The sequence below is a fragment of the Enterococcus sp. AZ188 genome (assembly GCF_050544075.1).
GTDB lineage: Bacteria > Bacillota > Bacilli > Lactobacillales > Enterococcaceae > Enterococcus_D > Enterococcus_D entomosocium.
In genome coordinates this window covers 2,031,359-2,045,546 of sequence record NZ_CP172943.1, presented here as the reverse complement: position 1 = coordinate 2,045,546, position 14,188 = coordinate 2,031,359, and the positions used below count along the sequence as shown (strand labels likewise).

Genomic DNA, 14,188 nt, shown 5'->3' with positions numbered 1-14,188 from the left:
CCCTTGGACTTTATAAGTAATTTTTCTTTTTTCCATCTTATGTTATTATTAATAAGAACGCCAAAAAAGGAGCTGTAACATATTTGACAGACAAAACTATGACGATCGAGATAACACTTAGTGAGAACGATGACGTTCGTTTACTCTTAGGTGCTCACGATAAGAACATTAAAATCATTGAAGACTCGACGGGGACAGTCATTCACACTCGTGGGGAGCTGATCCAAATCGTCGGCGAAGCGGAAGCTACAGAAAAAGCACAATCCGTGATCCGAGCGTTGCAAGAGTTGATCAAACGAGGCATCAATATCAGTACTCCTGATGTGATCACAGCTTTGAACATGGTAAACAAAGGCAGTCTTGATTATTTCAAAGATATGTATGAAGAAGAAATCATCAAGGACCGTAATGGGAAACCGATTCGGGCAAAAAATGCCGGTCAAAAGAAATATATCGAAGCTGTCCGTAAACATGATGTGGTCTTTGGGGTCGGACCAGCCGGAACCGGAAAAACCTTTCTGGCCGTCGTAATGGCGATCGCTGCTTTAAAGAAAGGTCAAGTGCAAAAGATTATTTTGACACGGCCCGCGGTTGAAGCAGGAGAGAACCTTGGCTTTCTGCCAGGCGATTTGAAAGAAAAAGTCGATCCTTACTTGCGACCGGTTTATGATGCGTTGTATCAAATTTTCGGGATGGATCATACGAACCGTCTGATGGAACGAGGCGTCATTGAGATCGCACCATTGGCATATATGCGTGGACGTACGCTAGAAGATGCCTTTGTCATTTTAGATGAAGCGCAAAATACGACGATCGCTCAAATGAAAATGTTTCTGACGCGTTTAGGATTCAACTCCAAAATGATCGTCAATGGCGATACGAGTCAGATCGACTTGCCAAAAGGGACTTTAAGCGGTTTGATCCATGCGGAGCGAACGTTGCAGGAGATCCCTAAAATTGCTTTTGCTAATTTTGAAGCAGGAGATGTGGTGCGGCACCCAGTTGTGGCCGATATCATTCGAGCTTATGAAGAAGCAGATCTTAAAGACAAGCGCTGATCGTCTTTCAGGAGGAGAACTATGATCATTCAACCACTACGGAAACTTAGAGAAAGACTCGGGAAGTTTTATTTACCAGTTTTGATGTTTCTCTTCTTTCTTTTTTCGATTGGTATCATGTACACCAGTGTCAAACAGAATAATGTCGATTATAGCGAAGGCCAGGTGGCGGAAGAAAACATTCGTGCCAATAAAACGATCGAAAACACTACTGCAACGGAACAAAAACGCAAATTGGCAGCAGAAGCGGTTCCGCCAGAGTACACCTATCAGGATACTCTAGCGCAGACACAGCACGATCGCATCGACCACCTTTTTGACTTAGTTGATTCAGTCAAAAAATCAACGGATGAGACACATGCAAAAGAAGTTGCTGAGGCGGATGAGGATGAAAATATCCCTAAACCGAGTACGGATGAATACATCGCAGCCTTAAAAAAAGAGTTTGAAAAAATGAGTGATGATGAACTTGATTTCTATCAGTCATTGACGAATAATTTTTTGTCGACATTGTTTTCATTAAGTACCGATGAATTGAATACGGTACGAACCTATGCGTTGCAGCTAGTAGACGAGCAAATGGCCAAACAGATCCGTCAAACAGAACTCAGTACTTTCCGCTCAGAGGCGGAAGACAAGATCCAATTTCTAGATGTTACTTCGGATATGGCGTCCGTTTTACGCTTCATTGTCAATCAAGGAATCGTCGTCAATGATATTCCCAATGAAAAGCGGACGGAAGAAGCGAGACAAACCGCCATGGATGCTGTTCCACCGGTAATGATCTATCAAGGGGAGATCATTGTTCGTGAAGGATCACAGATCGATGCCAACGCATTGGAAAAGCTGCAGCTTTTAGGAATGACCAATCAGACCTTCTCAGTTTTTCCATTAATCGCCTTAGTTTTAGCGACCTGCTTACAAATGCTCATGCTGTTTTATTATACAAGACAGACAAAAGATGTTGAAAAGCGAATGAACGCCGTCACTTTTTATATTTTGGCGATGGCATTCAGTATCTTGATCATGAAATTTTTCCAACTGTTCCAATCAGAATTAGTGACCTTTATCCCGCTCTTTTTCCCAGCAGCCTTTACACCGCTGATTCTAAGCATTTTCTCCAGCAGACGTTTAGGGATATTAGCCGCGATTTTCCAAGTGGTCAGTGCACTCTTCATTTACTTTGATTCCAGTGGGACCAACTTGTTGACGACTGTTTTAGTGACCTATCTCTTCTCTGGGTTGATGGGGACGATGATCAAACGAGCACGTATCGCCAGTCAAGGGAAAATCGCAGTCATGTGGGTGATCGTTTTCCCATTACTCTTAAGCATCATGTTGGTCATTTTCCAAGGAATGGATTTGGCCCGCGGCAATACGTGGACAACACTCGTCTGTGGATTGGCCGGCTCGCTTCTTAGCTATTTGCTGACGATGGGGCTGCATCCATATATCGAATTATTGGTAACGGATGAAAGTATGATCGTGTTGAATGAATTGAGTAACCCGAACCACCCGTTATTGAAGCAGTTGCTGGAAGAAGCACCAGGGACCTATCATCACAGTATGATGGTTGCTAATCTTAGCGCCAATGCCGTCGCCGAGATCGGTGGGCAAAGCTTACTGACCCGCGTGGCTTGTTATTACCATGATATTGGCAAAGTCAAACATGCCAATTTCTTCGTAGAAAATTTACCTGCTGGTGCCGAAAACCCGCATAATTTTTTGCTGCCGGAAGACAGCAAACAAATCATCTTCGGTCACGTGATCGACGGAGCGGAAATTCTCGAAGAAGCCAAAATGCCGCGGATGGTGATCGATATTTGCCGTCAACACCATGGCACAACTCTGATGCGTTATTTCTATGTAAAAGCTCAAGAGCGTAATCCCGAGGTGACAGAAGAAGATTTCCGTTATCCTGGGCCAAAACCGCAGACACGAGAAGCGGGTGTCGTGAGTATCGCTGACAGTTGTGAAGCAGCTGTTCGAGCGATGGAAAATCCGACCAATCAAAAAATTCAAGAATTTGTTGCGAATCTCATCAATGATCGGATCTTAGACGGTCAATTAGATGAAACGGGACTAACGTTGAAAGAAATCCGGATGATTGAAAAATCACTGGTCAACGGACTATGCAGTACCTTCCATTCACGGATCAAATACCCAAAAATGAAATCGGAAGCAGAGAAAATGAAAGAAGAACAAGAAAGAAGAGAGCGCTAATGGAGATTACCTTTTTAGATGAGACAAATTCAGTGGGGGAAACGAAGATCAAAGAGATCGAAGGACTTCTGCAATTTGCTGCAGGACATTTAGACCTTCCAGAGGATACGGAAATGTCCGTCACGTTTATGGACAATGCAGCCATCCAAGAAATCAATCGGGAGTATCGCGGCAAAGATATGCCGACAGATGTCATCAGTTTTGCCTTCGAAGAAGAAACGGCGGAGGAGATGCCGATTATTTTTGACGAAGCCCTTGAAGAGATGCCTCGTGATCTAGGAGACATTATGATCTCCATAGAACGGGCAAAGGAACAAGCTGCTGAATATGGGCATACCTATGATCGGGAACTTGGTTTCTTGGCGCTGCATGGTTTCTTGCATATCAATGGCTATGATCATATGACACCAGAAGATGAAAAGGAAATGTTTGGATTGCAAAAGGAAATACTGGATGCCTATGGACTCAAAAGATAAGAATATTGGGAAAAATAAACAGTTTATCTCGTCAATCGAATTTGCTTTCACCGGTATAAAAACCGTCTTTAAAGAGGAACGTAATATGCGTAAACATGTTGGGTTAGGCATCGTTGCGATCATTGCAGGTTTTATTTTCCGTTTGAATCAAATGGAATGGCTTTGGCTGCTGTTAGCCGTTTTCTTGGTCTGGATCGTGGAGATCATCAATACAGTCTTTGAGAATGTCGTTGACATGTTTACGGACTTTCATTTCCATCCAATCGGGAAAAAAATCAAAGATATGGCAGCTGGTGCTGTGCTGATGACCGCAGTTTTTGCATTAGTGGTCGCAGCGATCATCTTCTTGCCAAAATTACTGCAGCTCTTCTGATACGCACTAAAACCACAAGATAAAGGGGAACAACAATGACAACACACAAATCAGGCTTCGTTGCGATCGTCGGACGGCCAAATGTTGGGAAATCCACACTACTAAATCGAGTTGTAGGACAAAAAATCGCTATCATGAGTGACAAGGCGCAAACGACTCGTAATAAAATCCAAGGGGTCTATACGACAGATGACGCACAGCTGATCTTTATCGATACACCAGGGATCCATAAACCCAAACACCGTCTAGGCGATTTTATGGTGGAAACCGCCTATAGCGCACTTCGTGAAGTTGACGTGACACTATTTATGATCAGTGCCGATCAAAAGCGCGGCAAGGGTGATGATTTTATCATCGAACGGTTGCGTCAAAGCCAGACGCCGGTTTTCCTAGTGATCAATAAAATTGATAAAGTCCATCCGGATGCTTTATTGGCAATCATTGAAGATTACTCCTCACAAATGGACTTTGCCGAGATCGTACCGATTTCTGCAACGGAAGGCAATAATTTCGAAACGCTAATGAAACTATTGGTCGATGAAATGCCTGAAGGTCCTCAGTATTTCCCAGAAGATCAAATCACTGACCATCCGGAATACTTTATCGTTTCCGAGCTGGTACGGGAAAAAGTCTTGCTGCTGACCAGAGATGAAGTGCCTCACTCGGTAGCGGTCGTCGTTGACTCCATGAAACGAGATCATAATGATAAGGTGCATATTCAAGCGACGATCATTGTCGAACGTGACAGCCAAAAAGGCATTATCATCGGTAAAGGCGGTAAAATGCTGAAGCAGATCGGGACGAAAGCCCGTCTAGATATTGAACACTTACTAGATGACAAAGTCTTCTTGGAATTATGGGTGAAAGTTCAAAAAGATTGGCGCGACAAGCAAACCTTCTTAACGGATTACGGCTATCGTAAAGATGAGTATTAAGGAAAGGCAGATCCATCACGGTCTGCTTTAAAGAGGAAAAACTGATGCAGTTAGCGAACTGGATCAGTTTTTTTCAAGAAATGAGGTGCGACGATGAATCTTGTTGAAACAAAAGGAATTTTGCTTTTTTCAAAGGACCATAAAGAAAAAGACAAGCTAGTCAAAATCTTTACGGAATCTGCCGGGAAGCAAATGTTTTATGTCAAGGGTGCTCATCGGAAAAATAACCCCTTGGCACCAGCGTTGCTCTCCTATACTGAAGCCACCTACATGGGAACCATCAAAACGGAAGGCTTGTCCTTTTTAAACAATGCCAAAGACATCCATCCTTTTCGTACGATCCAAAGTGATATTTTTATTGCTGGTTATGCGACCTACTTGTTGAATTTGGCTGATTCTGCTATCGATGATCGGGTCTATGACCCACATCTATACCAATTTTTACATGAGGCATTGCACTTAATGGATCAAGGGAACGACGCAGAGATCATCACCAATATCTTTGAGATCCAGATTTTGCACCGTTTCGGGATCACTCCGAATTGGACCCATTGTGCCATCTGCGGAAAAACCGACGGTCGGTTTGACTATTCCTCAAAGTATAGCGGTATTTTATGCGAACAACACTGGGGGATGGACGAACGTCGCTATCATGCGGATTCTCGTGCGATCCATTTTATTCGCTTATTTTCGCAAATATCCTACGAGCAGATTGCTTCGATCAAATTAAAGCCAGAAACGAAAGCAGCGATTCGACAAGTGATCGATCTATTGTATGATGAATATGTGGGCATTCATTTAAAAAGTAAGAAGTTTATCGATCAGATGGGGCAATGGCAAGACGTCTTAAAACCGAAAAATCAATGATAGAGTTGGCGAAACTTCAATGGAGTTAAGCCGACTCTTTTTTTGAATAATGCGGTAAAGTGACTCGCATCCTGAAACCCTACAGCAAAAGCGGCTTGCTGAATGGGCAGATCCGGCTGTGCCACCAAAAGCTCTTTGGCACGGGTCATGCGATAGTTTAATAAGTATTGGGCGGTGGATTGTCCTAAAAAACGCTGGAACAACCGAGAGAGATATTGAGGCGAAACATAGACTAAACCAGCCAATTTTTTGATCGTGATCGCCTGATCATAATTGGTTTCGATTTCTTGTATAACAGGGACCAGATATTGTTGAAACAAGGGGTGTTTTTCGGTTGGATTCCCAGAGCGCTCTTGCATGATCGCCAGCAAAAAACGATAACACTCACTAGAAGCCCGTAACGGATCCCAGCTTATTTTTTGGTCTTCTTTAATGCGTTGTTTGATCCAAGTCATATAGGAAAAAGTTTTAGACTCTTCAACTAAAAGATAAGGTTGACTTGTAAATTGTTTTAATATCTCAGCTGCCAAAGGTCCTTGAAAGGTAGCGAAGGAGGTTTTCCAATCTGATAAGGGATAGTAGCGATGAGGAGTGAAAGGGAAAATCAAGATGCCTTCACTGGGACGTAAAATAAAGGATTCTTGACCAAAGGTGACGCGACCTTCTCCTTGTTCTGTCTGCAGCCAATGAAAGTAAGGGTAGCCATCGAGACGAACAACGTCATCTTGTGGCCAATCGTTTCCGATACTTTCAAGCGACAAAGGCAACTGCTGGTTTGTTTGATAAAAATAAATAGGCATGTTCAACCTCCATGTTTCGAAAAGTTATAAAATAGTGTTTCATGTATTATACTACAACAAAATGAAAAGCCTTACAATAAGAGAGTAGAAATCATTTTATTTTAAAGGAGCGTTCACTTATATGACAAAATTTTTTGATCGAATTCTATTCGGCGGCGATTATAATCCAAATCAGTGGCCGAAAGAGATTTGGGAAGAAGACATTCGGATCTTTAAAAAAGCAAGTATCAATAGCGCGACCGTCAATGTTTTTTCATGGGCAAAGATCCAACCCTCTGAAAATTGTTATGATTTTGAGGAATTGGATCAAATCATCGAAAAATTAAGTACGGAGGGCTTCGACATCGTCTTAGCCACTTCCACAGCCGCTTTGCCAGCTTGGATGTTTAAGAAGTATCCGGAAGTCGCTCGCACCGATTATGATGGACGCCATCATAAGTTTGGGCAACGGCATAATGCCTGTCCCAATAGTTTGGTTTATCAAAAATACGCAGAACGTCTGGCAACGAAATTAGCCGAACGTTACGGCGAAAATCCACAAGTGACTTGTTGGCACATCAATAATGAATACGGCGGCGAATGTTATTGCGACAACTGTGAAAAAGCGTTTCGTGTTTGGCTAAAGGATAAATATCAAACGATCGAAGCACTGAATAAAGCCTGGAATATGGAATTTTGGGGTCATACTGTATATGAATGGGATGAAATCGTTCTGCCAAATGCGCTGTCAGAAGGAATCGGCTATGACAAGACGGCATTTGCAGGAATTTCTATTGACTACCGACGCTTCAACTCGGATAGCCTTTTAAAAAACTATATGATGGAGCGGGACGCTATTCGGAAAATCGATCCCACGACACCGATTACAACGAATTTGATGGGAACCTTTAAAGGACTGGATTATTTCAAGTGGGCGAAGGAAATGGACCTTATTTCGTGGGATAATTATCCAGCGTATAATACGCCATGGAGTTTAGTAGCCATGACACATGATCTAATGCGCGGCTTGAAACAACAGCCCTTTATGCTGATGGAACAAACACCCTCTCAACAAAACTGGCAACCCTATAACTCATTAAAAAAACCGGGACAAATGCGGGCGCAAAGCTACCAAACGATCGCTCATGGGGCGGACACGATCCAATATTTCCAATTGCGACGTTCCATCGGTGCTTGTGAGAAATTCCATGGAGCTGTTATCGAACATGTCGGTCATGAAGACACGCGAGTTTTCCGAGAAACGGCAGCTCTTGGTGCTGAATTAGCGCAGCTTTCAGACATTATTGGGACGCAAACTCAATCACAGGTTGCCGTGATTTTCGATTGGGACAATTATTGGGCATTAGAATATACGAGTGGTCCGACCGTTGATCTGAAGTATGTAGAACAGATCCATCGCTACTATCGTTATTTTCATGAACAAAATATTGCCGTCGACTTGGTTCCCGTGGATGCTGACTTATCAAAATACAAATTAGTCGCAGCACCTGTTCTCTACATGATCAAAGAAGGAATGCAAGAGCGGCTCACTGATTTCGTCAAACAAGGTGGTTCTTTACTTACCACGTATATGAGCGGTATCGTTGATCAATCTGACAACGTTCACTTAGGGGGCTATCCTGGGCCATTGCGGGAGTTAGCTGGCATCTGGGTGGAAGAAATCGATGCATTAGCCCCAGAACAATCAAACGGCGTTTCCTTAGTCAATGAAGAACTGACAGGAACCAGTAATTTAGTCAGCGATTTGATCCATTTAGAAACCGCCGAAGCGCTAGCGCATTACAGAAGCAATTTCTATGCAGGAATGCCGGCAGTGACGAAAAATATGTTTGGCGATGGCACCGTCTATTACTTTGGTGGACAGTTGGAAGATCAGCTGCAAGATCAGCTTTTCAAAACGATTGTCGAAGAAAACGATATCACCCCAGTGATCGAGGAAGCAACAAAACTAGAAGTTGCCTGTCGTGAAAATGCAGAGGCGAAATTCTTCGTTATCATCAATTTCCACGAAGAAGCACAGCCTTTACCAGAAATTTTCGTCGGAGAAACGGATCTCCTGACGGGTGAGGTTCTTTCTTCAGAAACGAAACTGGCACAGTACACCACCTATATCGTCAAAGAGGAGCGTAACTGATGCGAACTTTTGCTATTGAAGATGACTTTTATTTAGACAACAAGCCGTTTAAAGTGATCTCTGGAGCGATCCACTATTTTCGTGTCGTTCCTGAATATTGGCAAGATCGTTTAGAGAAGCTACGCTTGATGGGCTGTAATACAGTGGAAACCTATGTTCCTTGGAATCTCCATGAAGCACAAGAAGGTGTCTATCAGTTTGAGGGGATCCTTGATTTGCGGCGATTTATCCAAACGGCACAAGAAGTAGGGCTTTATGTGATTTTGCGACCAGCACCTTATATTTGTGCGGAGTGGGAATTTGGTGGGTTGCCTTATTGGCTATTGCAAGATCCTATGATGAAGCTTCGGTTTGATTATCCACCATTTATGGAAAAAATCACTCGTTATTTCGCCCATTTGTTTCCACAAGTGCGGGATCTGCAGATCACCCAAGGCGGTCCGATTTTAATGATGCAAGTAGAAAATGAATACGGCAGCTACGCCAATGATAAAGAGTATTTGCGGAAAATGGTGGCTGCGATGCGGCAACAGGGTGTAGAAACGCCGTTAGTGACCTCTGACGGACCTTGGCACGATATGTTAGAAAACGGCAGTATCAAAGACTTGGCATTGCCAACGATCAACTGCGGCTCCAACATCAAGGAAAACTTTGAAAAACTTCGAAGATTTCACGGAGAAAAACGGCCACTGATGGTCATGGAATTTTGGATCGGCTGGTTTGATGCTTGGGGTGATGACCATCATCATACAACATCAACGGCTGATGCAGTAAAGGAACTTCAGGATTGCTTGGCAGAAGGTTCTGTCAATATTTATATGTTCCATGGCGGGACCAATTTTGGCTTTATGAACGGGTCAAACTATTACGAGCGTTTAGCGCCGGATGTCACTAGCTATGATTATGATGCCTTGTTGACAGAATGGGGAGAACCTACTGCCAAATACCAAGCCTTCAAAAAAGTGATCGCTGACTATGCGGAAATTCCTGAGTTTCCCTTGAGTATGAAACTTGAGCGAAAAGCTTATGGAACATTCTCAGTGAAAGAACGAGTCTCCTTGTTTTCGACGATCGACACGATCAGTCAACCGATCATAAGGAATTACCCTTTATCGATGGAAGCCTGCAATCAAGCGACAGGTTATATCTACTATCGCTCACTGATTGGGCCTGCACGGAAGATTGCCGACTACCGTCTGATCAATACGATGGATCGTGCCCATACGTTTATCAACCAGGAACTTTTGCGCATCGATTACGATCGAGAAATCGGTCAATCCTACAGTTTCGATCTATCAGAATCAGAAAACGAGTTGGGGATCTTGGTGGAGAATATGGGGCGGGTCAATTATTCCGTTAAAATGAACCATCAGCACAAAGGCATTAAAGACGGTGTGATCATTAATGGCGCATTCCAAAGCAACTGGGAAATCTATCCCTTGCCGATGGATAATTTGCATGCCATTGATTTCCAAGGGAAATGGCAAAAAGGCCAACCAAGTTTCTCACGCTTTGAATGTGTTTTTGATGAATGTGCAGATACCTTTATCGAATTGCCGGGCTGGGGCAAAGGGTTTGTCCAAGTCAATGGTCATATGATCGGCCGTTTCTGGGAAAAAGGACCGCAGCAGCGCTTGTACGTCCCGGCGCCGTTTTTAAAAACTGGAATGAATGAGATCATTGTTTTTGAAAGTGATGGGAAAATCGCTGATGAGATCGTCTTTCATGATCAGGCGGATTTAGGTCCAGAAGGATAAAAGTTCAAATTAATCATTGACAAACCCTAGCTTCAACTACTATCATAAGGGTAATCGAATCCGTGCTATGACCGGAAGAAAGAAAGAAGACCATTCCATGAAGCGAACTTGGGAGAGTGAAAGCCAAGTTGGAACCTTATTTCGCAGGCGTCCGTGAGCATGATCAATGAAGCTGCCGACTTGTCGGAAGTAGGGTGGAACCGCGAATGTATCGTCCCTATATCTATACACTTTGTATAGATATAGGGACTTTTTTATGTTTCACACTAAGAATAGCCAAAAATAAAGGAGGTTTATTATGTTATTTGATATGACGATTCCAGCAAGTGCGTTTACCGAAAAAAAGCTCAAAGTATTAGCAAGTATTCCACTGCAGGTTCGCCTTTTAAAGGATGAACAGCTTTTACATGAATTTACAACGAGTCCAGACCAAATGCTTTACGACTTATCTGATATTTTAGAAGCAGATGCCGTGGTCGAAGTGAAATTGATCCCCGGATCAGTTGTCGAGTTTTATCCTGTCGTCAATGCGTTATAAGAAAGGAAGAAAAAGATGAGTAAACTAACTGTGCAAGAGATGATTTTGACTTTGCAAAAATTCTGGTCTGAAAACGGCTGTATGCTGATGCAGGCCTATGATACAGAAAAAGGGGCTGGAACCATGAGCCCATACACATTTTTACGTGCAATCGGTCCAGAACCATGGAACGCCGCTTACGTAGAACCTTCTCGCCGTCCAGCTGATGGCCGCTACGGGGAAAACCCAAATCGTTTGTATCAGCACCACCAGTTCCAAGTCGTGATGAAGCCCTCTCCTGAAAATATCCAAGAGCTTTATTTAGAAAGCTTGCGTCTTTTAGGGATCGATCCATTAGAACATGATATTCGTTTCGTCGAAGATAACTGGGAAAACCCCTCAATGGGTTGTGCAGGTCTTGGTTGGGAAGTTTGGTTAGATGGGATGGAGATCACCCAGTTTACTTACTTCCAACAAGTTGGTGGCTTAGCGTGTAAGCCAGTGACATCAGAGATCACTTACGGCTTAGAACGTCTAGCATCTTATATTCAAGAAGTTGAAAGTGTCTACGATCTTGAATGGTCTGCAGGTGTCAAATATGGTGAGATTTTCCGCCAACCTGAGTATGAACATTCAAAATACTCCTTTGAAGTCAGTGACCAAGACTTGCTTTTAGGGAACTTCGATCGTTTTGAAAAAGAAGCAAAACGCTGTATCGATGAACGCTTAGTTCATCCAGCTTACGACTATATCTTAAAATGCAGCCATACCTTTAACCTGTTGGATGCTCGTGGCGCAGTCTCCGTCACTGAACGTGCTGGGTACCTCGCACGTATCCGTAATATGGCCCGTCAAGTAGCAAAACTATTTGTAGCAGAACGGGAAAACCTCGGTTATCCATTGCTTGATCCAGAAGTGGCGCAAAAACTGATTGAGGAGGGAAAATAAGATGGCACAAAACCTATTATTAGAAATCGGCTTAGAGGAATTACCTGCGCATGTCGTAACCCCAAGTATGAAACAATTACAAGAAAAAACGGCAGCTTTCTTAGATGCTCATGCATTACCTTATACAGCGATTGAAGCTTATTCGACACCTCGTCGTTTGGCAGTCTATGTCACTGGTCTTCCTGAAAAACAAGCGGATACGCAAGAAGAGGTCAAAGGACCAGCGAAAAAAATCGCGTTAGATGAAGCAGGCAATTGGTCGAAAGCAGCTCAAGGATTTGTTCGGGGACAAGGATTGACAACCGATGACATCACCTTCCGTGAATTAAAAGGTGTTGAGTATGTCTATGTAACGAAACATACCCAAGGTCAACCAACCGTTGAGGTATTGAAAGGATTGCAGGAAGTAATCACGAGTTTGACTTTCCCAGTAACGATGCACTGGGCAGACTACGATTTTGAATATATCCGACCAATTCATTGGATCGTCGCACTCTTTGGTGAGCAAGTCATTCCTTTCCAAATCCTTGATATTGTTACCGAACGCGAGTCAAAAGGTCATCGTTTCTTAGGTGAGGCAGTCACGTTTGATCATGCGGATGACTATTTGGAGAAAATGAAGCATCAGTTTGTCATTGCTGATCCAAGCGAACGTCAACAAATGATCACCTCACAAATCAATGCGATCGCTCAAGAAAACAACTGGCGGATCGATTTAGATGAAGACCTACTCGAAGAAGTGACAAATCTGGTTGAATACCCAACAGCTTTTGTAGGGGACTTTGAAGAAAAATATCTTTCTGTACCTGAAGAAGTGTTAGTTACTTCTATGAAAGAACATCAACGCTACTTCGATGTCCGCACCCTTGATGGAGAATTGCTGCCGCATTTCATCTCTGCCCGCAACGGGGATGCCGTGAAAATTGATAATGTCATCAAAGGAAACCAAAAAGTACTGACCGCCCGTCTAGAAGATGCTGAGTTTTTCTATAATGAGGACAAAAAATTGACCATCGACCATTGCGTGGAAAAGCTTAAGCAAGTCACCTTCCACGAAAAAATTGGCAGTTTGTATGAAAAAATGCAGCGTGTTGGATTAGCTGCACAAATCATCGGGAATACTGTTGGTTTAACACAAGAAGAACTGACTGATCTCCAACGGGCAGCTCAAATCTATAAATTTGATTTAGTGACAAATATGGTGGGAGAATTCCCTGAATTGCAAGGAATCATGGGGGAAAAGTATGCCTTGATCCAAGGAGAAAAACCAACAGTTGCCCAAGCGATTCGTGAACACTACATGCCGATCTCAGCAGAAGGTGAACTGCCGCAATCGAAAATCGGGGCTGTTTTAGCCATTGCGGATAAATTGGACAGCTTGCTTGCGTTCTTCGCTGTCGATATGGTTCCAAGTGGTTCAAACGATCCTTACGCACTCCGCCGGCAAACGTACGGAATTATCCGCATCCTAGCTGAAAAACGCTGGTATTTCCCATTTGCTCAGTTACAAGAAGAGATTCGTGAAGCTATTAATGCCCAACCGGAAATTTTTGGTATTCAACTTGCCGCAGGTCAAGAACAAGTGACCGATTTTGTGAAAAGCCGTCTGCGTCAATTCTTACTCAGCAAAAATACGCGTCATGATGTCATTGAAGCTGTTTTAGGCGCACGCCAAGCAGATATCAGTACGCTATTTGAAACGGCTCAGATGTTAAGAGAACATCTGCAAGACACCGACTTCAAACCATCGATGGAAGCCTTGACCCGAGTAATCAATTTAGCGAAAAAAGCCGAATTGGAACAAGCAGCAATTGATCCTGCCTTGTTTGAAAACGACTCTGAAACTGCCTTGTATGAAGCGGTCTTAACAGTAGAGAACAAGTTCCCACATCAAACGATGGAAGAAAACTACCAAAGCTTAGTGGCACTGCGCCCATTGATTGAAGCTTATTTTGATCAAACAATGGTCATGGTGGAAGATGAACAGATTCGCCGCAACCGTTTTGCCTTGTTGGATAAAATCGCGAAGATGAGTCTGGCAGTGGCTAGTTTAGATGCTTTGATTACAAAATAAAAAGCAGCTTGCAGTTGCACATTTCT

Annotated in this window: 12 protein-coding genes; 11 read left to right on the top strand and 1 reads right to left on the bottom strand. The window is 43.2% G+C overall.

Annotated elements, in window-relative coordinates; translation table 11 throughout:
• The first annotated feature begins 98 nt into the window (after nucleotides 1–98).
• The 6 genes from IGI86_RS09605 to recO all read left to right on the top strand — a co-directional run bounded on the left by IGI86_RS09605 (nucleotide 99) and on the right by recO (nucleotide 5,932).
• Nucleotides 99–1,058 carry a PhoH family protein gene (locus tag IGI86_RS09605; RefSeq protein WP_016612213.1) on the top strand — a complete coding sequence of 320 codons (960 nt, stop codon included), beginning with the start codon at nucleotides 99–101 and terminating at the stop codon, nucleotides 1,056–1,058.
• Nucleotides 1,059–1,079: 21 nt separating this feature from the next.
• The gene (locus tag IGI86_RS09600; RefSeq protein ID WP_016612212.1) at nucleotides 1,080–3,281 is read left to right on the top strand and encodes an HD family phosphohydrolase; all 2,202 of its coding nucleotides are present in this window, start codon (nucleotides 1,080–1,082) and stop codon (nucleotides 3,279–3,281) included.
• Nucleotides 3,281–3,757: an rRNA maturation RNase YbeY gene (gene ybeY / locus IGI86_RS09595; protein ID WP_008378268.1), complete on the top strand. Its 477-nt coding sequence runs from the start codon at nucleotides 3,281–3,283 to the stop codon at nucleotides 3,755–3,757. Before IGI86_RS09600 ends, ybeY begins: the two co-directional genes overlap by 1 nt.
• Nucleotides 3,741–4,130, top strand: a complete 390-nt coding sequence (locus IGI86_RS09590; RefSeq protein WP_016612211.1) for a diacylglycerol kinase family protein — start codon at nucleotides 3,741–3,743, stop codon at nucleotides 4,128–4,130. Before ybeY ends, IGI86_RS09590 begins: the two co-directional genes overlap by 17 nt.
• Nucleotides 4,131–4,165: 35 nt before the next feature.
• Entirely contained in the window at nucleotides 4,166–5,065 is a 900-nt protein-coding gene (gene era / locus IGI86_RS09585; protein ID WP_008378264.1) for a GTPase Era, read from the top strand.
• Nucleotides 5,066–5,158: 93 nt separating this feature from the next.
• Nucleotides 5,159–5,932, top strand: coding sequence for a DNA repair protein RecO (recO, locus tag IGI86_RS09580; protein ID WP_005235491.1), 774 nt, complete (start codon nucleotides 5,159–5,161; stop codon nucleotides 5,930–5,932).
• Here recO and IGI86_RS09575 read toward each other — a convergent pair.
• Nucleotides 5,926–6,732, bottom strand: a complete 807-nt coding sequence (locus IGI86_RS09575) for an AraC family transcriptional regulator (protein ID WP_008378261.1) — start codon at nucleotides 6,730–6,732, stop codon at nucleotides 5,926–5,928. The genes recO and IGI86_RS09575 overlap by 7 nt on opposite strands.
• A gap of 121 nt (nucleotides 6,733–6,853) precedes the next feature.
• Between IGI86_RS09575 and IGI86_RS09570 the strand changes: the two genes are divergently transcribed.
• The 5 genes from IGI86_RS09570 (at nucleotide 6,854) to glyS (ending at nucleotide 14,162) form a co-directional block, all read left to right on the top strand.
• Entirely contained in the window at nucleotides 6,854–8,866 is a 2,013-nt protein-coding gene (locus IGI86_RS09570; RefSeq protein WP_430617230.1) for a beta-galactosidase, read from the top strand.
• Nucleotides 8,866–10,623: a glycoside hydrolase family 35 protein gene (locus IGI86_RS09565; RefSeq protein ID WP_008378257.1), complete on the top strand. Its 1,758-nt coding sequence runs from the start codon at nucleotides 8,866–8,868 to the stop codon at nucleotides 10,621–10,623. The genes IGI86_RS09570 and IGI86_RS09565 overlap by 1 nt, the downstream gene beginning before the upstream one ends.
• 298 nt (nucleotides 10,624–10,921) lie before the next feature.
• Entirely contained in the window at nucleotides 10,922–11,161 is a 240-nt protein-coding gene (locus IGI86_RS09560) for a hypothetical protein (protein ID WP_008378255.1), read from the top strand.
• Between the two features lie 15 nt (nucleotides 11,162–11,176).
• Complete coding sequence (gene glyQ, locus IGI86_RS09555) at nucleotides 11,177–12,088, top strand: glycine--tRNA ligase subunit alpha (RefSeq protein WP_005225852.1); 912 nt, start codon at nucleotides 11,177–11,179, stop codon at nucleotides 12,086–12,088.
• 1 nt (nucleotide 12,089) lies between these two features.
• Complete coding sequence (gene glyS / locus IGI86_RS09550; RefSeq protein ID WP_430617229.1) at nucleotides 12,090–14,162, top strand: glycine--tRNA ligase subunit beta; 2,073 nt, start codon at nucleotides 12,090–12,092, stop codon at nucleotides 14,160–14,162.
• Nucleotides 14,163–14,188: the final 26 nt, after the last annotated feature.

Excerpts from the sequence above, each read along its gene's own strand:
- IGI86_RS09600 (WP_016612212.1), top strand. The coding sequence starts at position 1,080 with ATGATCATTCAACCACTACGGAAACTTAGAGAAAGACTCGGGAAGTTT.
- era (WP_008378264.1), top strand. The coding sequence starts at position 4,166 with ATGACAACACACAAATCAGGCTTCGTTGCGATCGTCGGACGGCCAAAT.
- IGI86_RS09560 (WP_008378255.1), top strand. The coding sequence starts at position 10,922 with ATGTTATTTGATATGACGATTCCAGCAAGTGCGTTTACCGAAAAAAAG.
- IGI86_RS09575 (WP_008378261.1), bottom strand. The coding sequence starts at position 6,732 with ATGCCTATTTATTTTTATCAAACAAACCAGCAGTTGCCTTTGTCGCTT.
- glyS (WP_430617229.1), top strand. The coding sequence starts at position 12,090 with ATGGCACAAAACCTATTATTAGAAATCGGCTTAGAGGAATTACCTGCG.
- IGI86_RS09570 (WP_430617230.1), top strand. The coding sequence starts at position 6,854 with ATGACAAAATTTTTTGATCGAATTCTATTCGGCGGCGATTATAATCCA.
- recO (WP_005235491.1), top strand. The coding sequence starts at position 5,159 with ATGAATCTTGTTGAAACAAAAGGAATTTTGCTTTTTTCAAAGGACCAT.
- IGI86_RS09590 (WP_016612211.1), top strand. The coding sequence starts at position 3,741 with ATGGACTCAAAAGATAAGAATATTGGGAAAAATAAACAGTTTATCTCG.
- IGI86_RS09605 (WP_016612213.1), top strand. The coding sequence starts at position 99 with ATGACGATCGAGATAACACTTAGTGAGAACGATGACGTTCGTTTACTC.
- ybeY (WP_008378268.1), top strand. The coding sequence starts at position 3,281 with ATGGAGATTACCTTTTTAGATGAGACAAATTCAGTGGGGGAAACGAAG.
- glyQ (WP_005225852.1), top strand. The coding sequence starts at position 11,177 with ATGAGTAAACTAACTGTGCAAGAGATGATTTTGACTTTGCAAAAATTC.
- IGI86_RS09565 (WP_008378257.1), top strand. The coding sequence starts at position 8,866 with ATGCGAACTTTTGCTATTGAAGATGACTTTTATTTAGACAACAAGCCG.